This window comes from Prescottella subtropica (assembly GCF_005434945.1).
GTDB lineage: Bacteria > Actinomycetota > Actinomycetes > Mycobacteriales > Mycobacteriaceae > Prescottella > Prescottella subtropica.
Window position 1 is genome coordinate 206372 of the sequence record NZ_SKCH01000001.1, and the last position, 23914, is coordinate 230285.

Here is a 23914-nt window from a genome sequence, read left to right on the forward strand (position 1 = left end):
GTCGGAGTGCCGCGCCGGGCGGTTATCGGGTCCGTTCGGTGGTCGCGAGTTCGTGGGCGAGCAGTTCCGCGAACGTGAACGTGCCGGTCGGTGCGTCGTCCTGCCCCAACAGGTACAGGCGTTTGACGGCGACGAGGATCGCCTCGGCGATGACGTCCCGCTGCCGCGGATCGGCCAGGACCGCGACGTCGGCCGCGTTCGACAGGTAACCGATGTCGATCTGCACCGTCGGCATCTTCGTGATCCGCAGCAGATCCCACGTCCGACCGTGAGTCCTGCAGTCCCGCAACGGGGTTCGTGCCACGATCTCCCGCTGGACGAATCCGGTGAGGATCTGCCCGATCATCGACGTGGAGCCGTGCGAATTCCCGAAGTGGAAGCTCGCGACCCCGCTCGCCGCGGGACTCGGGTGACTGTCGCAGCGCAACGCGATCATCAGATCGGCGTCGAACCCGTTCGACGTCTCCGCCCGCTCGGCCTCGGACGGGTTGGTGCCGTGCGGGTGCGACAGGAACGTCTCCATGCCCGTCGCCGCCATCCGGCCCTCGAGCCGGCTCGCCAGATCCCACAGGATCTCGGCCTCGCTGATCGGCCCGTGCGGGCCGTGCACGATCCGGCCCGTGTCGACGCCCCCGAGGCCCGGGTCGATCACGATCCGCTTGCCGCTCAGCTGCGGGCCGGAGCGGCGCACCAACTCCTCCTCGCTGATCGCGTGCGGGGACCCCCCCGACACCCGGGTGCCGAGCAGTTCCAGCGACCGCAGCGTCGCCGGCCCGCAGATGCCGTCCGACGCGATCCCGATCTCCCGCTGGAAGGAACTCAGTGCGCCGTGCGTCCGCGGCCCGAAACAGCCGTCGACGCGGCCGATGTAGAAACCGAGATCCTCGAGCCGGGTCTGCAGCTGCGCGACGTCGTCGCCGCACAGCGGGGCCGACAACTGGTAGACGAGGGTGCGGGCACCGAGCCGGTACGACGCCTCCTTGAGCGACCGGTAGGTCGCCGGGCCGACGACGCCGTCGACGAGCAGGCCCCGCTGCTGCTGGAACGCGCGCACGGCCGAGTCGAGGGGGTGGTCGAACACGGCGTCGGGAGCGATCCAGTGCGAGCCGCCGGCGGCATCGCCGTGCGTCTGCGCCGCACCGTTGTGGAGGAACCCCAGGCCGGTCAAGGTACCCCTGATCTCGGCGACGGCGGGGCCGTGGTCGCCGTGACGGAGTAGCTGCATGCTGGCGGGCCTTTCGTAGGGGGACTCGAACGCCGGGGACTCGAACGCCGGGTACTCGAGCGTGGGGGTACTCGAACGATTCTTTCAGACTGCCCCGACAGCCCGGCACGTAAGTTCGGCCACAGTGTGACAAGACTGCGGTGGCAGTCGGGTCACACCGTGGCCGGAAACCGGATGATCGGGCCGAACGGGACGGCCGTGCCGGACGAGGTCAGAGAACCTCGGCGAGATCCTTCAGCAGGGCCGCCTTGCCCTTCGCGCCGACGATCGTCTTCACGGCCTTGCCGCCCTGGAAGAGGATCATCGTCGGGATCGACATCACCTGGAAGTCGCGTGCCGCGCCCGGATTCTGATCGATGTCGAGCTTGGCGACGGTGAGCGTGTCGGCGTGCTCACCGGCGATCTCCTCGAGCACCGGGGCCACCATCTTGCACGGCCCGCACCATGTGGCCCAGAAGTCGACGAGCACGGGCTTGTCGGCGTCGAGCACGTCCTTCTGGAACGAATCGTCACTGATGGTGATGGTGTTCGCCACGGGGATACTCCTCGGATGTCGATTGACGGGGGAAACGGTCAGGCTGTGACAGACTCGCCGACCGCGGCGAGCGTGTTCTCCGGGATGTCACCCTGGTCGGCCAGCCAGCGCTCGGCGTCGATCGCCGCGGCGCAACCGGTGCCCGCGGCGGTGATCGCCTGCCGGTAGGTGTGATCCACCAGGTCACCGGCCGCGAACACGCCCGGGAGCGACGTCGCGGTGGTGGGCGACTGCACCGACACGTAGCCGGCTGCGTCGACGTCGACCTGGCCCTTGACCAGCTCGCTGCGCGGATCGTGGCCGATCGCGACGAACATGCCGGTCACGTCGAGGGTGGACTGCTCACCGGTGACGGTGTCCCGGACGACGAGGCCGGTGACGGAGTTCTCGCCCAGCACCTCGACCGGTGCGGCGTTGGTGAGGAAACGGATCTTCTCGTTCGCCCGGGCACGCTCGAGCATGATGCGCGACGCCCGGAACTCCTCCCGGCGGTGCACCAGTGTGACGCTGCGGGCGAACTTCGTCAGGAAGGTGGCCTCCTCCATCGCGGAGTCGCCGCCGCCGACCACGACGATGTCCTGGTCGCGGAAGAAGAAGCCGTCGCACGTCGCGCACGCGCTGACACCGCGGCCGAGGAGACGCTCCTCCCCCTCGATGCCGAGGTAGCGGGCCGCGGCACCCATCGCGAGGATCACGGCGCGGGCGTAGTAGGTCTCCCCGTTCGCGACGACCTTCTTGACCGGGCCGCCGAGCTCGAGTTCCTCGACGTCCTCGGTGCGGATGTCGGCGCCGAACCGCTTGGCCTGCTCGCGCATCTCGTCCATGAGATCCGGGCCCATGATGCCCTCCCGGAAGCCCGGGAAGTTCTCCACCTCGGTGGTCGTCATCAGCGAGCCGCCGAACTGGGTGCCCTCGAACAGGAGGGGTTCGAGTTCCGCGCGGGCGGCGTACACACCGGCGGTGTACCCGGCCGGTCCCGAGCCGACGATGATGAGGTCACGGACCGTGGTCGGAGTAGTCATGCGGGCCTTTCCTGTCCTGCGGGCGTCGTGTTCACTGTGCCCGCGCGGCCCGCGCCGAGGTCGGCGCGGAACACGGGGCGGTGAGGTCAACAACAGATTAGTGGGTGTTGTTCCCCGGCGGTGGCGTGCGCGGCCCGGGGCACCGACTGTTTCACGTGGAACAGACGCGGCGCACCGGGTCGCGGCGGACGGACACCTTCCCGGGAGAAACCGGCGACCGGGTTCAGCCGATGTCGGTTCTGGTGAGCAGATCGGGATGGGTGGCGTCGCAGCCCGACCCGACGACCAGCGCGGTGAGTCCCGGCGGCCGCGGCCCCGGCACCAGCACCAGCACGGAGACGGCCCCACGGAACCGGACCTCCCGGATCGCCAGGACCGGAGTGGTGCGGGCGACACCGATCGACTGCAGGCACCCCTCCCGCTTCTGCGGGTCGGTGAGCGGCCCGGCCGGGTCCATTGCAGTGGCATTGCCCAGCAGGGTCAGGACCTGGGTGCCGTCGAGATCGGACCCGAGATCGGTGATCGAGGCCGGGCCCGCGGTCGGTGACGCGGTCGGTGACGCGGCGAGCGGGGTGTCGTCGGACGGGCCGGAGTTCTCGACGCCGCCGAACACGAACACCGCGCCGACGGCGGCGGCCGCGACCGTCGCCGCACCGATCCACCCGCCCCGACGCCGCCGTGACCGGGCGGTGTCGAGCGCAGTGACGGTGGCGGGGTCGGCCGGAGCCTGCAGTGCCAGAGCGGCGCCGATACGGCGGGCGACGTCGTCCGGGACGGGAATGCCGATGTCGTGGTCGCGTCCGGTCTCCCGCAGCCGGCCGGACACGGCATCGAGCGCCGCGAGCACCTCGACCGCGGCCGGATCCTGCCGCACCAGCGGCCACAGCCGCGCACTCTCCTCGTCGGACAGGACACCGGCGTGCAGATCGGCGATCGACTCCGCCGAGAACGGAGGTCCCAGCATCTCGTCGTCGTGGACCGTCATCCCACCTCCCGTCCACAGTTCCGGTGCACGAATGTGCCTTCGATCAGATATGACGCGAGGGAATCAAGATCGGTTCCCTGCGTCGCGCAAGTATTCCAAATGTGATGCGAGCTTGAGTCGGGCCCGCGCGCACCGGCTCTTGATCGTCCCCTCCGGCACCCCGAGCCGGCGGGCGGCCTCGGCCACCGAATAGCCCTCCAGATCGACCGCGACGATCGCGGCCCGCTGCTCGGCCGGCAACTGCTGCAGCGCCCGGTCGACGAGCAGGGAAGTCTCCCGTTCCGAGATCCGGTCCCGTTCGTCGTGCGGGTCGATCGAATCGTCCGTCGACAACGACACCGCCGGACGCGCCCGGTTCCGGCGATGCCGGTCGAGACAGGCGTTGACCACGATCGTGTGCAGCCAGCTGCGCACCGCCGCGTCGGCCCGGTACGTCCCCGCCTTGCGATGCGCGGACGTCAACGCCTCCTGCAACGCGTCCTCGGCGTCCTCGACGGTGTAGCTCGTCCGCCGGGCCACCAGCCACAGATGCTCGTAATGCCTGCTCAGCAACTCCGCGAACGCGTCCTTGTCGCCCGACGCGTGCGCTGCCAAGAGATCTGCATCCGACAGATCCGCCTTGGCGACCCCCCTGAAGATTCGCACCGGCGGATGTTAACCGATCGATTGCGCAGTACCTATACACGGGCAGTATCAGACACTTGTCTGCTGCGGGTCACGGGGTCGCGGTGAACGCCACCTCGGAGATGCTGGACTGGTTCGTCCCGTCCTTGGTGCTCAGCCCGGTGATCCACACGAGCACGTTCTTGGTGGCACCCTCGGCGGTCACCGGAATCTCCGTCACCCCGTCCTTCAGGGTGGCGTTCCCGATCACCCGCGTCTGGTCGAGCGACGTGTTCGGTGCCGGTGCCGTGCGGATCTCCACCTGCGTGCCCGGTGTGCCCGACGTGATCTGCACGGCGGACAGCTTCGCGGCCTCCGGCAGTGTCACCATCAGCCCCACCCCGGACTTGAGCGACGGGAACGGCTGGAAGTACGCGTCGGTGCTCCACTCCGTCGCCGGATCGCCGTCGATCGCCAGCCGGGCGTTGGCGGCACTGTCCGGGGTTCCCTGCGGCGAGAACACCGTCACCGACGACGGGACGACGGGCACCGTCGCGGCCGGTGGCGCCTCCGTCGGGGTCTCGGCCGGGGACGGTGGGGCCTCCACCGTGGTCGTCAACCCGAAGTTCTGGTTCGTGAGCGGCTCGTCGGAGCTGCCGCCGGTGAACAGGTTCGCCAACCACCAGCCGATCAGCGCGAGCACCAGCACGGTGAGCGCACCGAGCGACACCAGCGCGATCAGGGTTCGGTTCGATTTCTGCTTCTCGGCGGCCACGGCCTCCGGGTCGGCCAGCGCGTGCCCGGAACTGCCCGGTACCCGCTGCCCCAGCCGCAGCGCCGGCATGAGATCGGTCTTCTGGTCGACGACGGTCGCCTGGTCGAGAATGTGCTGGACGGTGGCGGCGGCCCGGATGCCGCTGTCCCCGCCGAGTGCGCGCGCCGCAACCGCGGAGATCTCGAACGGCACATCGGGGCGTACGGCCCGAGGCTCGACGGGGCGGCCCGCCTCGTCCCGGTCGGCGGCCTGCATTCCCGCCCCGTCCGCAGTGTCGGCCAGCGGCCAGCGGTCGGTGACGAGGGCGTAGAGCATCGCACCGAGTCCCTTGACGTCGGCGGCCGGGTCGGCGTCGGACAGGGTGGCCGGGAACGCGAGGACTGCGTCCCCTGCGGTGCTGATCCGGATCCGGTCCGGATCGTCGATCGACAGGGCGCTGCCGCCGCGGTGTGCCGCCTCGGCGGCAGCGGCGAGCGCGCGGACCGCGCGGGCCGCACCGATCGGCGACGGCTCCGTCTCGGCCATCTCCTTCAACGACCGTCCCGGCGTCCATTCGGCGACGACGATGCCGCCGGAGCTGCCGCGGACGACGTCGAGGACACGGGCCAGGCCCGGCGAGTTGATCCGGCCCAGCCGCAGGGTCCGCGACAGGATGGCCTGCGGGCCGTCCGGGCCGGTGGTGGTGACACCGTCGGCCCGCTGGTCGGCGTCGACGAACGTGAGCGCGACCTCACGGTCGAGTTTGACGTCGAGGGCCTGCCAGAACTGCAGGCCGCGGGCACTGCCGTGCGGTGCAAGGAGTCGGTAGCGTCCACCGGCCACGGATGCGCCGGCGATCAGTTGGGGGCCGCGCAGCGGTCGCCGCGACTCGGGGTCGGGGCCGGTGACGCGGATCGGTGGCAGCTGCGGCGACCCGATCGGGAACACCCCGGTGTCGACGTTCAGGTCGCGGCGGCGCCGACGGTCCGCTGCCGCGGTGTCGTGCTCGACGGTGGGATTGCCCGACGGGGGGTCGCCGGCCGTGCCGTTCTTCTCGCCGGCACCGTCGTCGTCGCTCACACGCGCTCCTTCTATGAACTCGTCGGGAATGTAGTCCTGACCGACGTATGCGCTGCGTCCAGGGTACGGGAGACCGTCCGGTCTATCGAAGGACCGTGACAGGTCCCGAACCACCGGAATCAGCTCGGTTTCCGGCTCGGGTGACGGCACGTCGTCGGGGGTGCCGGGGGTGTGTCCGCCCAGGCCCGGGATGCGGCGTCGGACCGCCACCGTGATCGCGAGGATCTCCGGCACCTTCGCGAGCCACAGCAGCACGAACGTGACGACGAGCATCAGACCACCGGTGACCGCGACCCGGATCATCGCGCCCGGACCGCCGAAGTTCTCGGACAGCCGGTCCAGACCGAGGAGGGTGTCGGCGGCGTACATCGCGACCGCGCCCGCACCGGACGCGAGCAGCACCACCCACACCGTCTTGCCGACGTTGGCCATCCGCAGATCGCCGAGACTGCGGTGCAGCAGGAATCCGCCGATGAACGCGCCCGCCACGAACGCGATACCGTTCGCGGCACCGAGCAGCACCACCACCTGCTCGTTGTCGGCGGCGACGAGCGGCGTCAACGCCGACAGCACGATCTTCACACCGGTGATGCCGAGGATGATCCACGTCGGGGTCCACGCCTGTTCGCGGGCGTAGAACACGCGCAGGTGGATGAGCACCAACGAGTACGGGACGAGGGTGAACGCCGACCAGCTGACGGCCTCGCCGAGCCGTTCGGCGTTCCCGGCACCGAAGTTGCCGTACCCGTACAGTGCGTGCCCGACCTGCGGGCCCGCGAAGGTGAGGAACGCGATCACCGGGATCAGCGCGATCATCGTCAACCGGGTCGCCACGGACAGGTCGTCGACGACGGCGGGAGTGTCGTCGGAGGCGGCGTTACGACTCAGCCGCGGCATGATCGCGGTCAGCACCGTGACACCGAGGACGCCGTACGGCAGTTGCAGCAGCAGCCACGCGTTGTTGTAGATCGCGGGACCGGCCTCGTCGGCGTGCGCCGAGACACGCGTCGCGAACACCATGCCGGCCTGGCTGATGAGCACGTACAGCACGATCGCGACGGCCATGCCGCCGAACTGCTTGAGCCGGTCGTCGATCCCCCACAGCGGACGCAGCGAGATGCCCTGCCGGCGGATCGCCGGAATCAGGCTCATCGCCTGCGTCACGACACCGGCGGTGACGCCGAGGCCGAGTAGCAGCAGGTGCGGGTCGCTGATCCGGACCGGGTCGAGGGAGATGTCCCCGGGCAGCAGCCAGTAGGCGGCCAGGATCGACAGCACCACCACGTTGTTGAGCACCGGAGCCCACGCACCCGGTTTGAACTCCTGCCGGGTGTTGAGGATCGCCGTCATCAGCGCAGACAGGCCGTAGAACAGGATCGCCGGCAGCAGCAGGAAACACAGTGCCGTGGTGAGCGCGGTGTTGACCTCGCCGTCATCAGGGAGGAAGACGTACGTGGTGAGGATCGGGGCGGCGGCCGTCGCGAACAGTGCCGCCGTGCCCAGCAGCGCCAGCGCCGCAGTGAAGAGTCGTCGGACGAACGCCGCACCTTGGTCCGGGTCCTCGCGTTCGGCCCGCACCAGCACCGGCACGACGATCGCGGTGAGCACCGCGCCGAGCACCAGTTCCGAGATCATGTTCGGGATCTGGCTGGCGACGGTGAACGCACTCGCCACGGCGGGGCCGAGCGCGGTCAGCAGCAGCAACTGCTTGAGGAAGCCGGTCATGCGGCTGATCAGGGTCGCGACCGCGATCGATCCGGTCGCCGCCAGCAGGCTCTTCTTCTCCGGTTCCGTTGCCGTCCCGACCGGTGTCGGAGCCGTAGCCGGTGCCTGAGTCGGCACCGGGCGCGGCGGCAGAGGCCGGGGCGGGAGCGGAGGCGGCGGCAGTCGGCGGGGATCGTGCGGGCCGCCGGGCGGACCGACCCGCGGCGGCAGGGGGCGCTGCGCGCCGGGCGGCAGGGGACGCCGGACACCGGGCGGCAGCGGGCGCTGGGCACCCGGCGGCACCGGGCGAGAACCACCGGGCGGCAGCGGCCGCCGGGCGTTCGGCGGGATGGGACGCGGCGGGTTCGGCGGGAAGGGCGGGCGGCCGGGCGGGAGCGGGCGGCCGGGCGACCGATGGCCCTCTCCGGGAGAGTTCTCGGTCAACGGCGTTCAAATCCTTCGTCGGCTCGGTCGGGCTGGCCTCGGAATCGGTGCCAGAGTCGTCGTCCGGCGAGGAACAGCAGTAGCGCACCAGCGCACGCGGTAATTATCGCCAAAGCCTGACCGTACGCGTTCGACCGCACCGTGACGGATGCATGTTCGCCCAGATGGTGGCCGCTTTCGGTGGTCAGTGAGAAATCGACCACCATGGTCCGTGAGTCGGACACCTCCGCGGGTACCTGCAGTGACCGGCTGCCGCGCGGCGGCAGTTGCTGCGGGCCGATGTCGGTGACGTGCATCTCGTCGGGGGCGTCGATCCGCAGCCGTACCGAGATCGCCACCGGCAGGTCGTTGCGCGCCACCAGCAGCAGGGGGCTCTGTTCGGACGCGAGGGTGTACACGCCGCCGGGGGACAGGATGGTGACCGCCCGGAACATGCCGTCCATGGTGGCGGCGACGGTGTCCACCCGGGTGTGTGCGGCCCGGTCGGCGGCGGTGACGGACTCGGTGTCCTGGTCGCGGCGCCCGGACAGGCTCATCGCGCGCACCAGGTCCTCGCGTAGCGGTGTCAGGAACCGGGCCGGGGTCAACGGCACCTGCGGGTCCTCGACCAGTGCGGCGGCCATCTCGTCGATACGTGGGATCTGCGCGTCGACCCCCTGCTCGACGGTTTCGGGGGTGCCGTCGACGATCGCCCGTTGCGGGTAGGCCAGGGCCGCGACGTCGGGGGACGCCGGTTGCTGCGCGAGCACCCGGGCGAGTGGGCGCGGTGCGGCGAGACCGGTCCGTAGCAGGGTGGAGACGGTGGACAGGATCGTCGCGGCCTCGTCACTGCCGGCGGACCACTGTTGCGGCGGCACGACGAGCATCGACCGGTCCCCTGCCCGGCGACCGGCGGGTTTCTGCAGCGCCGACCAGGTCACGGCGCCGAGGGCGTCCTGCAGTCGGGCGGTGCGCGAGTCCCGGTCGAGGGTGTAGCGCGCCCGTTCGGGCACGTACGACGGGGTCTGCGGGGTCGTGCCGACGGCGGCCAGTGCGGCGGCGGCGGACACGTCGAACAGGGCGGCGTCGACGGCGGTGGCACCGTCGCGGGCGACGGTGACCTTGCTGTCGGTGGTCGACGACGGTGTGGACGATGTTTCGACGGCGTTCGCGGCGAGTACGGCGGTGGTGGATCCGAGCTGCTGCAGCAGTCGTGCGCCGTGGTCGTCGAGGACACCGGCATCGGGCCAGGTGATGCCGCGCTGCGATGTCACCCCCAGGATGGAGTCGACGATGTCCGACGGGGACGTCAGGGCGTTCGCGGTGAGTGCGGGATCGTTCACCCGGCTCAGTGCCGCGACGTCGACCTGCGCGAACGGCACCGCGGTCACGCACATCGAGCGGGCCAGTGCGGCGAGCCGGTCGAGCCACGCGGTGGCGGTGTCCCGTCCGGTCCCGTCGCGGGCGGGTCCCGTCGGGTCGGCGGGGTCGTCGACCACCAGGTAGCCGCGGGTCATGTTGCCGACGGTGACGAGCAGGTCCGGGTCGACGGCGAGGCACATGCTGTCGGCGAGCCGCCGGTCCCGGTCCACGTCGGGTCCGGTCGCGTATTCGGCGGCGCCGAGCAGTCCGTCGAGCCGGCCACCCGAGGCCAGTGAGCCGGCCAGGTCGTCGTCGACGAGCCGCACCTTGTCGCCGACCGATCCGGGGATCCCGGCCGCGAGCCGGGGCTCGTCGGTGAGCGGCCACAGCATCGTGATCGCCAGCGGATCCGACGTGTCGGGGGGGACGGGGGCGGTCGTCGACCCGGACTGGGAGCCCTGCGGTGCCGTCTCGGACGAGCCGGCCGCCTGCGGCAGTCCGAGGACCGGGAGCAGGAATCGGGCGTCGTCGAGGCGGGCCGGGCCGCCGTACTCGGGGCTGCCGTTGACGTTGACCAGCAGCGGGTAGACGCCGGGTGCGGTGATGTCGAGGGACCAGCCGCTCTGGGTGCGCAGCGGCAGCGACAGCGTGAACTGTTTCCGCTCCCCCCGGTCGAGGTTCGACGCGACCTGCACGAACGGGCCGACGGTGTCGAATTCGCCCTGGTCCAGGTCCAGGGAGGTGCGCAGTTCCTCGCTCGCGGACACCGCGGCCGCCCGCTGCAACCGGACCCCGATGTCGGAGACCGGGCGGTCACCGACGTTGGTGACGGTGCCGGTGACGGTGACGACCGGGTCGGTCGTGGTGGTGACGGCGGTCGGGGTGACGGCATCGACGCTCAGCGCCAGGAACTTCGGCTGCCCCCGGGACTTGGTGGCGGGCACCCGGGTGGTGGACGGCGCCGTGCCGGGCTGTGCCGGGGTCCCGGTCTGCCCGGACGTCTGCCCGGACGCGGTGCCGGCGCCGATCGCCGCGACGGCGCCGATCAGCATGAGGACGAGCGTCAGCGCCGCGAGGATCGTGGCACCGGGCCGTCGCCATGCCGGACGCGATGCCACTGTCATTCCGCGCCGGTCCTCCCGACGGGTGAGTGCTCCATGTCCGCGATGAGCCGGCCGGCGATCTCGGCGAGTTTGCGTTCGTCGGCGTACGCGAGGCGCGAGTCCAGTTCGGACAGCGGCACCCAGGCGACCTCGGTGACCTCGATGTCGGCGTCGGACAGTTCCCCGCCGAGCGAGCGCATCAGATAGTGGTGCACGGTCTTGTGGATGCGGCGGCCCTCGGTGACGAACCAGTAGTCGATGCTGCCGAGGGACGCGACGACGGACCCGCGGATGCCGGTCTCCTCGGCGACTTCCCGCATCGCGGTCTGCTCGGCGGTCTCGCCCTGCTCGATGTGCCCCTTCGGCAGCGACCACAGCAGTCGGCCGCGCCGGTCGGTGCGGCCGATGAGGGCGGCGCACAGTTTGTCGCGGGGCCCGCCGAGCCCGTCGACGACCAGTCCCCCGGCGGATGTTTCCCGTACCGTCCGCAGGTGTGGTGCGCCGGAATTCGCGCCCGAACCACGCCGCCGCGAGGAGCGGCGGTTGCGGTTGGCACGTTCGGCGGCGGACACCTCATCGATCGTAGTTGACGCGGCGGGTTCGGCCGGATTCCCACACCGGCACCGCCGCGTTCCCCGCCGGGCGTTTGCCGACCTCGGTAAGGTTTACGGACGTGAATGACCCCACCCCCGACGCCGACCGGCGTGCCCGACTGCTCCGCGGTGCCCACGAGACCCTGAGCGCCCTGTCGGACGTGCTGACCCCGCTCGGGGCGCGGTTCGCCGCCGCCGGGCACGAGCTGTATCTGGTCGGGGGCAGTGTGCGTGACGCCGTCCTGGGCCGGCTCGGTACCGATCTGGACTTCACCACGGACGCCCGCCCCGAGCAGGTGCAGCAGTTGTTGCGCGGCTGGGCCGACAACCAGTGGGACACCGGGATCGCGTTCGGGACGATCAGCGCCGTCAAGGGCGCCGACCAGATCGAGATCACCACGTACCGCACCGACACGTACGACGGGGTCACCCGCAACCCGGAGGTGCAGTACGGCACGACACTCGAGGAGGATCTGGTCCGCCGGGACTTCACGGTCAACGCGATGGCGGTGCGGATCGGTGGCGACGGTGCCGTCGAGTTCGTCGACCCCCTGAACGGGCTGGCGGCGCTGCTCGAGGGTGTCCTGGACACGCCGGCGGCCCCGGAGATCTCGTTCGGCGACGATCCGCTGCGGATGCTGCGCGCATGCCGGTTCGTCGCGCAGCTCGGGTTCACGCTCGCGCCGCGGGTGCAGCAGGCGATCGTGGAGATGGCCGGGCAGATCGACCGGATCACCGCGGAGCGGGTGCATGCCGAACTCGACAAGCTGATCCTCGGCGAGTATCCGATCGACGGTATCGACGTCATGTGCGAGACGGGGATCGCGGAGCGGGTGCTGCCGGAGATTCCCGCGATGAAACTCGAGATCGACGAGCATCACCAGCACAAGGACGTGTACCAGCATTCGTTGACGGTGCTGAAGCAGGCGATCGACCTCGAGGACGGCGACCCGGATCTGGTGCTGCGCTGGGCGGCGCTGCTGCACGACGTGGGGAAGCCGGACACCCGTCGGCACGAGTCGGGCGGCGGCGTCAGCTTCCACCACCACGAGGTGGTGGGCGCCAAGCTGGTCCGCAAGCGGATGCGGGCGCTGAAGTACTCCAAGCAGATGGTCGACGAGGTCGGTCAGCTGGTGTTCCTGCATCTGCGGTTCCACGGCTACGGCGAGGGGCAGTGGACGGATTCGGCGGTGCGCCGCTACGTCACCGATGCCGGTGACCTGCTGCCGCGGCTGCACAAGTTGGTCCGCGCCGACTGCACCACTCGCAACAAGCGGCGGGCCGCGAAGCTGCAGGCCACTTACGACGACCTCGAGACGCGGATCGCCCGGATCGCCGAGCAGGAGGATCTGGCGCGGGTGCGCCCGGATCTCGACGGCAACGCGATCATGGAGTTGCTCGGGATTCCGGCCGGCCCGCCGGTCGGTCAGGCGTGGAAGTTTCTCAAGGAACTGCGTCTGGACCGGGGTCCGCTGGATCGGGACGCGGCCGAGGCCGAGTTGCTGACGTGGTGGGCGCAGCAGCAGGAGTAGCCGCATCTGCGTCGCGGATGCGTTGAGAGTTCCGTATCCACGGATCTAGACTTCGGGTATGCCCGAGATTCGTATCCGCGACGCCGCCCAGTTGCTCGGCGTCAGCGACGACACCGTCCGCCGGTGGGTCGACGCCGGCACCCTCGACGCCCACAAGGACGACGCCGGCCGGATGGTCGTCGACGGCCGGCAGCTCGCCGAGTTCGCCCGCACCAACGCCACCCGCACCCCGGAAGATCCTCTGGGGGTGGGCAGTTCGGCGCGCAACCGGTTCCCCGGCCTGGTCACCAGGGTGGTGATGGACTCGGTGATGGCGCAGGTCGAGATGCAGTGCGGCCCGTTCGCCGTCGTCTCGCTGATGAGTGCCGACGCCGCCCGCGAACTCGCGCTCGAACCGGGCAGCGTCGCGGTCGCCGTGATGAAGGCGACCACGGTGATCGTCGAGACACCGGGCGTGGCGGCGTGAGGCGGCTGCGGACGGCCGTGGTCGGGGTCGTCGCGGCCGCATCCCTGCTGCTCGCCGGATGCGGCGCGGGCTCTTCCGGGGAGACGGACACCGCCACCGAGACCGTTGGCACGCAGTCGATCACCGTGTTCGCGGCGGCATCGCTGCAGTCGACGTTCACCGAACTGGGCCGGCGTTTCGAGCAGCAGAATCCGGGTACGACCGTCGCGTTCTCGTTCGGCGGCTCGTCGTCGCTGGTCACCCAACTCGACCAGGGCGCGCACGGTGACGTGTTCGCGTCCGCGGACACCGCGAACATGACCAAGGCGGTGCAGGCCGGGTTACCCGCCGCGAGTCCGGTGAACTTCGCGACCAACATCCTCACCATCGCGGTGCCGCCGGGCAACCCGGCGCACATCGCGTCGTTCGCCGATCTGGCCCGCCCGGGCGTGAAGGTGGTGGTGTGTGCGCCGCAGGTGCCGTGCGGTACCGCGACCCGGAAGATCGAGGACGCCACCGGGATCGGGCTGACACCCGTCAGCGAGGAGTCGTCCGTGACCGATGTGCTCGGCAAGGTCGTCACCGGTCAGGCCGACGCCGGCCTGGTGTACGTGACCGACACCGCCGGTGCGGGCGACACGGTCGTCGCCGTCCCGTTCCCGGAGGCGGAGCGGGTGGTCAACACCTATCCGATCGCGGTCCTGAAGGAATCCGAGAACGCCGACACCGCAGGACGTTTCGTGGCGTTCGTACTCGGCAAGGAGGGTCGTCGGGTGTTGTCCGACGCCGGGTTCGGGGCGCCGTGACCGACCGGTCGCCGGGCCGGATCCCGGCCGGGCTGCCCGGCTGGGTGTTCGTGCCCGCGGCCGTCGGGGGCCTGCTCGTGGTGCTGCCGCTCGTCGCGATGCTCGCCGGGGTCGACTGGGGGAACTTCGTACCCCTCGTGACCTCCGAATCATCCAGGGCAGCACTGTGGTTGAGTGTGCAGACGGCGTCGACGAGCACGCTGCTGTGCCTGCTGCTGGGGGTGCCGATGGCACTGGTGTCGGCCCGCTGCGCCTTCCCCGGCCTCGCCGCGCTGCGGGCGCTCGTGCTGCTGCCGTTGGTGCTGCCGCCCGTCGTCGGCGGGCTCGCGCTGCTGTACACGTTCGGCCGGCACGGCCTGATCGGCCGGCACCTCGAGGTGGCGGGCATCGAGATCGCGTTCTCCACGACCGCCGTCGTCCTCGCGCAGACGTTCGTGGCGCTGCCGTTCCTGGTGATCAGTCTCGAGGGGGCGCTGCGCACCGCCGGGCACCGCTACGAGGCCGTCGCCGCCACCCTGGGGGCGCGGCCGACGACGGTGCTGCGGCGGGTCACGGTGCCGCTCGTGCTGCCCGGTGTGATCTCCGGGGCGGTACTGGCGTTCGCCCGCGCGCTCGGCGAGTTCGGGGCCACCCTCACCTTCGCGGGCAGTCTGCAGGGGGTGACCCGGACACTGCCGCTGGAGATCTACCTGCAGCGGGAAACCGACCCGGACGCCGCCGTCGCGCTGTCGCTGGTGCTGGTAGTGGTGGCCGTCGTGATCGTCGTCGGGGTGCGGTCCCGTCGTGCGGTGGGCGCCCTGTGAGCGGGCTCGAAGTGTCCGTCCGTGTCGAATCACGCGATGTGACACTGGATGTCGCGGTGACACCCGGTGAGGTACTCGCGGTCCTCGGACCCAACGGGGCCGGCAAGTCGACCCTCCTCGACGTCGTCGCCGGACTGCTCGTCCCCGACACCGGGCGGGTCGTCCTCGACGATCGTGTCCTCACCGACACCGCGGAAGATGTTGCAGTGCCGCCGTATCGGAGGTCGATCGGACTGCTGGCGCAGGAGCCGCTGCTGTTCCCGCACCTGACGGTGCGGGAGAACGTCGCGTTCGGTCCGCGCAGTGCGGGCCGCGGCCGCTCGGAAGCGTATGCGGCCGCGGACCGGTGGCTCGGCGAGGTCGACGCGACCGACCTCGCCGGACGCCGCCCCCGGAAACTGTCCGGGGGGCAGGCGCAGCGGGTGGCGGTGGCCCGAGCCCTGGCCGCCGAACCCGCACTGCTGCTGTTCGACGAGCCGATGGCGGCCCTCGACGTGGCCGCCGCCCCCGCCGTGCGGGCCCTGCTGCGGCGGGTATTGCGCGGCGGTGGGCGCACCGCGATCGTCGTCACCCACGATGTCCTCGACGCGCTCGCACTCGCCGACCGGGCGATCGTCGTCGACGGCGGCCGGATCGTCGAGGACGGTCCGGTGGAGCGGGTCCTGAGCCGGCCGCGCAGCGCGTTCGCGGCCCGGATCGCGGGGGTCAACCTGCTGGTCGGCAAACTCGGCGCCGACGGCCTCGACACCGCCGTCGGGATCGTGCACGGTATCGCCGGGGACGGTGTCGTCCCCGGCGACCGGGCCGTTGCCGTGTTCGCGCCCACCGCGGTCGCGCTCCACCGGCGCGAACCCGACGGCAGCCCCCGCAACCGGTTCCGCACGCGGATCGTCGAGGTCGTCGCGCGCGGCGGGCACACCGTCCGGGTCCGGGCCGAGGACCATGCCGACGGCTCCCCCGGACTGATCGCCGACGTCACCGCGGCCGCGGTCGCCGCCCTCGACCTCGTCCCGGGCGACGAGGTGTGGTGCACCGTCAAGGCCACCGAGGTCGCACTGTATCCCTCTGCGTGACCGGCCGAATGTCACACGCGTTCAGTTGGACTGAACCGGTGTGACATTCGGCCACAAGGGCAGGTTGTCCACAGGTGCACAGCCTGTGGATAACCCGGTGCGGATCGGGGTGGTCCGGGGAGTCGGTGCCGTAGCGTCCGGGGTGGCGGCATCGGGGGATGCCGGGAACAGGGGGTGGAATGTCGGACGTGTGGGTGGACCCGGAGCGACTGACCGCGGCGGCCGCGGCCGTGGGGGCGGCAGGCGACGGAATGCGTTCCACAAAAATTGTTGACGTGCAGATACTTCCGTTGTTGGAGGGGGCGTCGGTCGCGGACGCGTGTACCACCGGTTCCCGGACGGCGGGACGCGTCGTCGAGATGGTCGCCGAGCTGCTGGGCTCCTGGTCGCAGCTCGTGGGGCGGACGGCCGACGACTACGCGCGCACCGACACGGCGACCGCGGACCTGCTGCTCACCGCGGGGGATCGGCGGTGACGACGCCGACCGTGGCGCGGGCGCGGGCGTGGACGCCGTCCGCGCTGGCCCGGCAGGCCGACGAGTGGCGCCGGTGCGGAGCCGTCCTCGACGCCGAGTTGGCCGGCGTGGCCCGGGCCGTCGACGACACCCGCGACCACTGGGGCGGCGGCGTCGCCGACGCGGCCCGGCGCCGCGGTGAGCAGATCCGCGAACTGGGCGCGCGGACGGTGGTCGTGCTGGCGGCGGCCGCGGATGCGGCGAGCGAGGCCGCGTCCCGGCTCGGCCACGCCCGCATCGATGTCCTGGACGCCGTCGACGAGGCGCGGACCGCGGGTTTCGACGTCGGGGACGACGGTGCGGTCGCGGTGTCCGCGGCGATGACGACGGTGCTGTCGTCGACGTTCGGGGTCGCCGGGGCGTTCGCGTTCCGGGTGCTCGAACGGCGGGCCGCGCAGCACGGTGCCACGATCCGGGCCGCGCTCGGTGACCTGGGGGCGGTCGACGAGACGGCGCGGTCCCGGATCGCGTCGGCATTCGCGCTGCTGCCGGGCGAGGGGCAGGCCGGCACGGGATGGGCCGGCGTCGTCCCGGTGCCGATACCGCCCCCGGTGGACGCGTCCGCCGTCGACAACCGGCGCTGGTGGGACAGCCTCACCCCCGACCGGCAGCGGGCCGCGGCCTCCGACGACGTCGGTGGCCGGGACGGGCTACCGGCCGACGTCCGGCACCGGGCCAATCTGGCCCGTCTCCCGATCGTGCGCGCCGAACTGGTAGAGGTACAGAAAACGTTGTCCGACAGTATTGTTCACCTCGACGCGATGGAGGCGCAGTCCGTGTACCGGGAACTGTCCGACGTCACCGACCGGATCGCCGACCTGGACGCGATCGAGGTGGTGCTGCGCGATCACCCGGACCGGCGGCTGCTGCTGCTCGACGCCGACACGGGCCTGCAGGTGCGGGCCGCGGTGGCCGTCGGCGACCCGGACACCGCCGACCATGTCGCGGTGACCGCCCCGGGGATGAACACGACCGTCCGGTCGAGCCTGGGGTCGATGGTCGACGAGGCGGAGCTGCTGCGGGGCGAGGCGTCGAACCAGTTGCAGGACAACGGTGCCGGTGGCACCGTCGCTACGGTGGCCTGGATCGGCTACGACCCGCCCCGGACCGCGGGGAACGTCACCGACATCGGGGTCGGGGGTCTCGCGGTGGCGTCGGAGTCCCGGGCCCGGGCGGGCGCGCGGGATCTGGCCCGGTTCTACGACGGACTCGGTGTCGCACACCGGGGGCCGGATCTGCATCTCACCGCGATCGGGCACTCGTACGGGTCGGTCACCACCGGTCTCGCGCTCCGCGAACCCGGCCACCGACAGGTCGACGACGCCGTCGTGTACGGCTCCCCCGGACTGGTCGCCGCGCACTCCCCGACCGATGTGGGTCTCACACCCGGCCACCTGTACGAGATGACCGCGGACGGCGACGTGGTCGCCCGCCTGGGCCGGTTCGGTCCCCGACCCGACACGGCCGACGGTGTCGTCCACCTGTCGACCGAATCGGCCACCACCCCGGACGGGACGGAGCGGGTGGGGGCGTCCGGGCACAGCGAGTACGCCCGCGCGGATGCGGCCGGCCGGCTGCGGACCAGCGGCTACAACCTGGCGGCCGTCGTCGCGGGACTCCCGGGCAACGTGCTGCTCGCCGACGGCAGCACGCCGACCCCCGTGAATCCGGTTGCGCAGTGACGGAACCGGAGGCGTCCCCGCTGCGTCCACACGGGTATGGACACACTCGAGTACTGGTTCGGCACCGGGGACGGCGAGGTCACCACGTGGCAGTCCGGCATGGACACGGATGTCGACGGGGACGGAGTGAACGACGCGGTGCGACTCGACTTCGATGGTGACGGACTGGTCGACGACGTCATGTGGGACAGCGACGGTGACGGCCGGGCCGACCGGGTGGTGCTCGACCTCGGGGGTCCGGAGGAGCGGTGGTTCGCCGATCCGGTGGGGGACGGGGTGTGGGGCCTGGAGGTGGACCAGGCACCCGCCCCACCCGTGCCGTCGGTGACGCCGCTGCCGGAGTCGCAGCCGTCGGTGTGGCGCAGCGTCGACCACGACGGGGACGGCACGACCGACGCCGTCGCCGACCTGGACGGCGACGGGATCCCCGATGCAGTGCTGCTCTCCACCCGCGGGGACGGCCGCTACGACACGATCCTGGTGGCCGGGGACGACCCGGCGCGGATGTCGGTGCGGCTCAGTGACACCGACGGTGACGGCCGGCTCGATACGGTTCGCGGCGATCCGTGACGGTCAGCGGGTGGCGCGGCGGGTGGTGGCGGCGACCGCGAGCAGCCCGGCCGCGTAGATGCCGGCCCCGGCGAGGACCAGTCCGAGGGAGTGCCCGTCGGGGGCGACGACGGTGGCGCCGGCCGCGATCGCCGCACAGAACGCGATGTTGAAGACGGTGTCCTGCAACGCGAACACCTGGCCGCGGCGGTCGTCGTCGATTTCGATCTGCATGGCGGCGTCGCCGGTGAGTTTGATGCTCTGTCCGGCGAATCCGAGGAGGAACGCGCCGGCCAGCAGCAGCGGCTGGGACAGAGAGGCCACGAACGTCACTTGCACGAGGATCGCGAACACGAGGGCGGTGATCACCGTCCAGGACCGGCCGAGCCGGGGGATCAGCCACGGGGTGGCGAGCGCGGCGAGGAGCATCCCGGCCGCGGTGGCCCCGACCGCGACACCGAAACCGGCGAGTCCGGCGGGCAACCCGGACGTGCCGGCGGGGGCCCGCAACACCAGCACCATGATCAGGGTGTTGACGCCGAAAACGACACGGTGCGCACCGATTCCGATCAGTACGGCTGTCACACCGGGTTTCTCCCATACCGCGGTGGCACCGGTCCGCAGTCCGGACAGGACTGCGGTCACCGTTCCGGACGGTGGGTCGGTGTCGGTCGGTCCCAGTGATCGTCGGCCGAACCCGCGGACCGCCCACGCCGCGATCACCGACCCGGTCGCGCCGACCGCGACGGCGACACCGGACCCGATGTTCCCGGCTCCGGCGACACCGATGACGGTGACCGCGGCCGCGGCCCCCACCGCGGAGCACGCCGATCCGACGGTGGCGAGGACGGAGTTCGTCGGCACCAGCCAACTCTGCCGGACCACGTGCGGCAGCGCCGCCGACGCACCGGCGAGCACGAACCGGCTCACCCCGATCGCGGCGAGCGCGAGGGCCAGCAGCGGCGCCTCCCCCGCCCCGGTGACGAGCAGGACCGCGACGAGGAGGATGAGGATGCCGCGCAGCAGGTTCGCCCACAGCAGCACGGCCCGCCGGTCCCAGCGGTCGAGGAGGGCGCCGGTGAACGGTCCGATCACCGAGTACGGCAGCAGCAGCACCGCGAATCCGGCGGCGATGGCGAGCGGTTCGGTTTCGCGTTCCGGGTTGAACAGGATCGCACCGCCGAGCGCTGCCTGGAACAGGCCGTCGCCGAACTGGCTCGCGAACCGGACCGCGGTGAGCCGGGCCAGTCCCGGCGAGTGACGCAGGGTCGTGGCGGCCGCCGCCACCGAATCGCGAATCGAACTCCCTCTGCGCACACGGTGACCCTAACGGGCCACGGCCACCTCGCCGCGCCACCACCGGACGGTCGAGGCGGCGGCGTCGGCGAGATGGGACTGACGGTTCCCGACGCGGTCCTCGCGTGCGGGGTGACGGCGTGGGCGGCACTGTTCGGTGCGGTGAGCTTCGAGGTGTTCGGGCAGTATGGGTCCGACACGTTCACCGACCCCGGCGCACTGTTCGAGCACCATCCGACCGTGCTGGACCGGATCGTCGGGTCGGGGTGACGCGTCGGCCGACCCGTAGGACGTCTGGAGAAGATCGTGGCCCTGTTGTCGAAGCTGTTCCGCCGCTCGTACGGGGTCGTCGACGCCGCCGAGGCGCAGTGTCTCGTCGCGGCCGGGGCGCTCCTGCTCGATGTGCGCTCGGGTCCGGAATGGGAGTCCGGGCACGCGCCCGGTGCGACGCATCTGCCGTTGCACGAGGTGATCGACCGCGGCCGCGAGGTCGCCGGCGACCGTCCGGTGGTCGCGATCTGCCGCTCCGGTGGGCGGTCGGCCACCGCGGCCCGCGTCCTGGCCCGCGTCGGGGTGACGGCGTACTCGGTGCGCGGCGGTATGGACGCGTGGCGGCGGGCCGGCTTCGACGTCACCGGCTGACCTCTCCCGCGGCGGCGCCGACGGTGGGATGATGACCGGATGGCGCACTCGGAGGACCCGGAGGACCGCACGGCATCGACGCATCCGGTGGTGCGCCCGGGCAGCCTGCTGGTGGCGTCCACCGAACTGTTCGAGCCGACGTTCCGGCGCAGTGTCGTCTACGTGCTCGAACACAACGACGCCGGCAGCCTCGGGGTCGTCGTGGGCCAGATCAGCGAGACGTCGGTGCAGGAGATCCTGCCGCAGTGGGCGGACCTGGCGTCCGACCCGAAGGCGATCCACGTGGGCGGTCCGGTGACCCGGGATGCGGCGTTGTGCCTGGCGACGCTGAAGGTCGGCGCCGACATCACCGGGATCGCGGGCCTGCGCCGCGTCGACGGGCGCGTCGTGATCGTCGACCTCGACGCCGATCCCGCGACGATCGCCCCCGTCGTCGACGGGCTGCGGATCTTCGCCGGCTACGCCGGGTGGACGCTCGGTCAGCTCGATGCCGAGATCGAGAACGACGACTGGATCGTGGTGTCCGCGTTGGCGTCCGACATCGTCAGCCCGCCCCGTACGGATGTGTGGGGGCGGGTGCTGCGTCGCCAGCCGCTGCCGTTGGCGTTGCTGGCGACGCATCCGATCGACGTCGACCTGAACTGACCTGCGGGTCAGTGCGCGAAGTGCTGTGCCGTCGAGTGGGCCGCGACACCCTCGTGGCGCAGACGGTCGCAGACGGTGACGATGTCGTCGAACAGCAGTCGCGCCAGGTCGGCGCTGAACCCCTCCCGGACCACGACGCGCAGCACCGCAATGTCTTCCGCGTCGGCGGGCATCGTGTAGGCGGGCACCTGCCAGCCGCGGGCGCGGAGTTCGTGGGAGACGTCGAAGACGGTGTAGCCGGGGTCGCCGACGAGATCGAAGGCGACGACCGGGATGGCCGTGCCGTCGCTGATGATGTGGAAGTCGCCGTGCTCGGACAGCTTGCCGCTCAACCACTGTGCGGTGCCGCGCAGCGACGCCATGATGCCGCGATAGCCTTCGTGGCCGAGGCGTAGGAAATTGTAGTACTGGCCGACGATCTGGTTGCCGGGCCTCGAGAAGTTGAGTGTGAACGTGGGCATGTCACCGCCGAGATAGTTCACCCGGAACACCAACTCCTCGGGTAGGTGCCCGGAGTCCCGCCAGATCACGAACCCGATCCCCGGATATGTCAGCCCGTACTTGTGGCCGCTCACGTTGATCGAGACGACCCGGGGAATCCGGAAGTCCCACACCCGTTCCGGGTCGAGGAACGGCACCACGAATCCGCCGCTGGCCGCGTCGACGTGCACCGGCACGTCCGGCCCACCGGCGGCCGCCACGGCGTCGAGCGCACGGGCGATCTGCTCGACCGGCTCGAGTTCCCCGGTGAACGTGGTGCCGAGGATGGCGACGACCCCGATGGTGTGCTCGTCGACGGCGGCCGTCACCTGTTCCGGGGTGATCACGTACCGTCCCGGCGCCATCGGCAGGTACACCGGTTCGACATCGAAGTAGCGGCAGAACTTCTCCCACACCACCTGGACGTTGCTGCCCATCACCAGCTTCGGGGTGGACGCGTCCCGCCCGGCCTGCTGCCGCGCCTGCCGCCACCGCCATTTGAGGGCGAGACCGGCGAGCATGACGGCCTCGCTCGATCCGACCGTCGACACTCCCGTCGCCGACGCCGGATCGTCCTCGGACAGATCGGGTGCATGGAACAGGGCCGCGACCATGTTGACGCACCGCTGCTCGATCGCCGACGTCGCCGGATACTCGTCCTTGTCGATGAGGTTCTTGTCGAACGTCTCCGCCATCAGGTCCCCGGCCTCGGGATCCATCCACGTCGTCACGAACGTCGCCAGGTTGAGCCGGGAACTGCCGTCGAGCATCAGTTCGTCGTGGACGAACCGGTACGCGGCACCCGGATCCATCGGCCCGTCGGGCAGACGCAGCGCCGGAACCGGTTCCGTCGCGAGCCGTCCCGTGTAGGCGGGGGCGATCACGCCCCGCGGTTCCTGATGGTGATGTCTGCTCACGTTCGCCTCCGAGGGTCGCGACAGGCCCCCATCCGAGGACGCTACTGCGGTCCCGCGGTGTGCGACAGGCCTCCGGTCAGGACGTGACCGGTTCGGGATCGGTGCGCGCGGCGTACCGCTGCGCGAGCGCGGCGCACACGATCAGCTGGATCTGGTGGAAGATCATCAGCGGCAGCACGATCAGGCCGACGGGCTGGCCGGCGAACAGCACCGACGCCATCGGCAGGCCCGTCGCGAGGCTCTTCTTGGAGCCGCAGAAGACGATCACGATACGGTCCGGCAGTGAGAACCCGAGCTTCTTCCCGGTGAACGCGGTGAGCCCCAGGACGACGGCGAGGATCAGACAGCACACCGCGACGACGGCGGCGATTTCGAGGATCGTGACGGTGCTCCAGATGTTCTCGTTCATCGATGCGCTGAACGCCGAGAACACCACGAGCAGGATCGAGCCGCGGTCGACGAGCTTGGTCGGTTCGGCGTACTTCTTCAGCCAGTCGATGACGAGCGGACGGATCAGCTGGCCGACCAGGAACGGCAGCAGCAGCTGCAGGACGATGTCGACGACCGACGAGAAGTCGACGGTGGCCTCACCGGTGGTGTTCATCAGCAGGATCACCAGGATCGGGGTGACGAACACGCCCAGCAGGTTCGAGAACGACGCGCTGACGATGGCACCGGCGACGTTGCCGCGGGCGATCGAGGTGAACGCGATCGACGACTGCACCGTCGACGGCACCAGGCACAGGTACAGGAGGCCGGTGTACATCTCGTCGGTGATCACCGTCGGCACCAGGATCCGCAGGGCCAGGCCGATGAGCGGGAACAGCACGAACGTGGCCGCGAACACCACCGAGTGCAGCCGCCAGTGCTTGAGGCCCTGCAGCGCCTCGGCCGGGGACAGGCGGGCGCCGTAGAGCAGGAACAGGAAGCCGATCGCGATCTTGGTGGCCCAGTCGAGGACGGTCTGGCCGCTGCCGGATACCGGGAACAGGCTGCCGAGAACGGCGACGACGATGATCGAGAGGATGAATCCGTCGATGTAGAACCTGCTCAGAAACTTCACCGCTCAACGGTATACGCGGGCAAAGTAATCGTGAAAGTCGTTGGTCACGTTCACTGTGATCGTGAATCGTGATAGGA

At 70.9% G+C, this 23914-nt stretch carries 21 protein-coding genes and 1 pseudogene; 11 read left to right on the plus strand and 11 right to left on the minus strand.

Annotated elements, in window-relative coordinates; all coding sequences use genetic code 11:
* Positions 1 to 22: 22 nt before the first annotated feature.
* From E0497_RS00900 to E0497_RS00940, 8 genes are all read right to left on the minus strand, one after another.
* The gene (locus tag E0497_RS00900; protein ID WP_137722894.1) at positions 23 to 1225 is read right to left on the minus strand and encodes an N-acetylmuramoyl-L-alanine amidase; all 1203 of its coding nucleotides are present in this window, start codon (positions 1223 to 1225) and stop codon (positions 23 to 25) included.
* A 211-nt stretch (positions 1226 to 1436) separates the two neighbouring features.
* On the minus strand, positions 1437 to 1760 hold the full coding sequence (gene trxA / locus E0497_RS00905; protein WP_137722895.1) for a thioredoxin: 324 nt from the start codon (positions 1758 to 1760) through the stop codon (positions 1437 to 1439).
* A gap of 38 nt (positions 1761 to 1798) precedes the next feature.
* On the minus strand, positions 1799 to 2782 hold the full coding sequence (gene trxB / locus E0497_RS00910) for a thioredoxin-disulfide reductase (RefSeq protein ID WP_137722896.1): 984 nt from the start codon (positions 2780 to 2782) through the stop codon (positions 1799 to 1801).
* Between the two features lie 223 nt (positions 2783 to 3005).
* A complete protein-coding gene (locus E0497_RS00915; protein WP_137722897.1) occupies positions 3006 to 3767 on the minus strand; it encodes a hypothetical protein in 762 nt (253 codons plus the stop codon).
* 63 nt (positions 3768 to 3830) lie between these two features.
* Complete coding sequence (gene sigM / locus E0497_RS00920) at positions 3831 to 4412, minus strand: RNA polymerase sigma factor SigM (RefSeq protein WP_137722898.1); 582 nt, start codon at positions 4410 to 4412, stop codon at positions 3831 to 3833.
* A gap of 70 nt (positions 4413 to 4482) precedes the next feature.
* The gene (locus tag E0497_RS00925) at positions 4483 to 8046 is read right to left on the minus strand and encodes a lipid II flippase MurJ (RefSeq protein WP_241665664.1); all 3564 of its coding nucleotides are present in this window, start codon (positions 8044 to 8046) and stop codon (positions 4483 to 4485) included.
* A gap of 302 nt (positions 8047 to 8348) precedes the next feature.
* Complete coding sequence (locus tag E0497_RS00935; RefSeq protein ID WP_137722899.1) at positions 8349 to 10817, minus strand: DUF6049 family protein; 2469 nt, start codon at positions 10815 to 10817, stop codon at positions 8349 to 8351.
* Positions 10814 to 11368, minus strand: a complete 555-nt coding sequence (locus E0497_RS00940) for an NUDIX hydrolase (protein WP_137722900.1) — start codon at positions 11366 to 11368, stop codon at positions 10814 to 10816. Before E0497_RS00940 ends, E0497_RS00935 begins: the two co-directional genes overlap by 4 nt.
* Before the next feature lie 101 nt (positions 11369 to 11469).
* On the opposite strand from E0497_RS00940, the gene E0497_RS00945 reads away from it, so the two are divergent.
* From E0497_RS00945 to E0497_RS00980, 8 genes are all read left to right on the plus strand, one after another.
* Complete coding sequence (locus E0497_RS00945) at positions 11470 to 12921, plus strand: CCA tRNA nucleotidyltransferase (RefSeq protein ID WP_137722901.1); 1452 nt, start codon at positions 11470 to 11472, stop codon at positions 12919 to 12921.
* Between the two features lie 58 nt (positions 12922 to 12979).
* A complete protein-coding gene (locus tag E0497_RS00950) occupies positions 12980 to 13387 on the plus strand; it encodes a TOBE domain-containing protein (RefSeq protein ID WP_137722902.1) in 408 nt (135 codons plus the stop codon).
* Entirely contained in the window at positions 13384 to 14172 is a 789-nt protein-coding gene (gene modA, locus E0497_RS00955) for a molybdate ABC transporter substrate-binding protein (RefSeq protein WP_137722903.1), read from the plus strand. Before E0497_RS00950 ends, modA begins: the two co-directional genes overlap by 4 nt.
* A complete protein-coding gene (locus tag E0497_RS00960) occupies positions 14169 to 14975 on the plus strand; it encodes an ABC transporter permease (RefSeq protein ID WP_137722904.1) in 807 nt (268 codons plus the stop codon). The genes modA and E0497_RS00960 overlap by 4 nt, the downstream gene beginning before the upstream one ends.
* Positions 14972 to 16048, plus strand: a complete 1077-nt coding sequence (locus E0497_RS00965) for a sulfate/molybdate ABC transporter ATP-binding protein (protein WP_137722905.1) — start codon at positions 14972 to 14974, stop codon at positions 16046 to 16048. Before E0497_RS00960 ends, E0497_RS00965 begins: the two co-directional genes overlap by 4 nt.
* Positions 16049 to 16227: 179 nt before the next feature.
* A complete protein-coding gene (locus tag E0497_RS00970) occupies positions 16228 to 16524 on the plus strand; it encodes a hypothetical protein (protein WP_137722906.1) in 297 nt (98 codons plus the stop codon).
* Entirely contained in the window at positions 16521 to 18245 is a 1725-nt protein-coding gene (locus E0497_RS00975) for an alpha/beta hydrolase (RefSeq protein WP_137722907.1), read from the plus strand. The genes E0497_RS00970 and E0497_RS00975 overlap by 4 nt, the downstream gene beginning before the upstream one ends.
* 36 nt (positions 18246 to 18281) lie before the next feature.
* Complete coding sequence (locus E0497_RS00980) at positions 18282 to 18815, plus strand: hypothetical protein (protein WP_137722908.1); 534 nt, start codon at positions 18282 to 18284, stop codon at positions 18813 to 18815.
* Between the two features lie 3 nt (positions 18816 to 18818).
* On the opposite strand, the gene E0497_RS00985 is transcribed toward E0497_RS00980, so the two are convergent.
* Complete coding sequence (locus E0497_RS00985; RefSeq protein ID WP_137722909.1) at positions 18819 to 20111, minus strand: MFS transporter; 1293 nt, start codon at positions 20109 to 20111, stop codon at positions 18819 to 18821.
* A 69-nt stretch (positions 20112 to 20180) separates the two neighbouring features.
* Here E0497_RS00985 and E0497_RS00990 point away from each other — a divergent pair.
* From E0497_RS00990 to E0497_RS01000, 3 genes and pseudogenes are all read left to right on the plus strand, one after another.
* Positions 20181 to 20360, plus strand: a pseudogene (locus E0497_RS00990) (TetR-like C-terminal domain-containing protein); the annotation flags it as partial.
* A 36-nt stretch (positions 20361 to 20396) separates the two neighbouring features.
* The gene (locus tag E0497_RS00995; protein WP_137722910.1) at positions 20397 to 20732 is read left to right on the plus strand and encodes a rhodanese-like domain-containing protein; all 336 of its coding nucleotides are present in this window, start codon (positions 20397 to 20399) and stop codon (positions 20730 to 20732) included.
* A gap of 39 nt (positions 20733 to 20771) precedes the next feature.
* The gene (locus E0497_RS01000) at positions 20772 to 21377 is read left to right on the plus strand and encodes a YqgE/AlgH family protein (RefSeq protein WP_137722911.1); all 606 of its coding nucleotides are present in this window, start codon (positions 20772 to 20774) and stop codon (positions 21375 to 21377) included.
* A gap of 8 nt (positions 21378 to 21385) precedes the next feature.
* Here E0497_RS01000 and gad read toward each other — a convergent pair whose 3' ends face one another.
* Together gad and E0497_RS01010 are read right to left on the minus strand one after the other, a co-directional pair.
* The gene (gene gad, locus E0497_RS01005; protein WP_137722912.1) at positions 21386 to 22774 is read right to left on the minus strand and encodes a glutamate decarboxylase; all 1389 of its coding nucleotides are present in this window, start codon (positions 22772 to 22774) and stop codon (positions 21386 to 21388) included.
* A 76-nt stretch (positions 22775 to 22850) separates the two neighbouring features.
* Complete coding sequence (locus E0497_RS01010; RefSeq protein ID WP_137722913.1) at positions 22851 to 23837, minus strand: bile acid:sodium symporter family protein; 987 nt, start codon at positions 23835 to 23837, stop codon at positions 22851 to 22853.
* Positions 23838 to 23914: the final 77 nt, after the last annotated feature.

Coding starts and splice junctions, on each gene's coding strand:
- E0497_RS00900 (WP_137722894.1), bottom strand. CDS start 1,225: ATGCAGCTACTCCGTCACGGCGACCACGGCCCCGCCGTCGCCGAGATC.
- trxB (WP_137722896.1), bottom strand. CDS start 2,782: ATGACTACTCCGACCACGGTCCGTGACCTCATCATCGTCGGCTCGGGA.
- E0497_RS00915 (WP_137722897.1), bottom strand. CDS start 3,767: ATGACGGTCCACGACGACGAGATGCTGGGACCTCCGTTCTCGGCGGAG.
- E0497_RS00935 (WP_137722899.1), bottom strand. CDS start 10,817: ATGACAGTGGCATCGCGTCCGGCATGGCGACGGCCCGGTGCCACGATC.
- E0497_RS00950 (WP_137722902.1), top strand. CDS start 12,980: ATGCCCGAGATTCGTATCCGCGACGCCGCCCAGTTGCTCGGCGTCAGC.
- E0497_RS00970 (WP_137722906.1), top strand. CDS start 16,228: ATGTCGGACGTGTGGGTGGACCCGGAGCGACTGACCGCGGCGGCCGCG.
- E0497_RS00980 (WP_137722908.1), top strand. CDS start 18,282: ATGGACACACTCGAGTACTGGTTCGGCACCGGGGACGGCGAGGTCACC.
- E0497_RS01000 (WP_137722911.1), top strand. CDS start 20,772: ATGGCGCACTCGGAGGACCCGGAGGACCGCACGGCATCGACGCATCCG.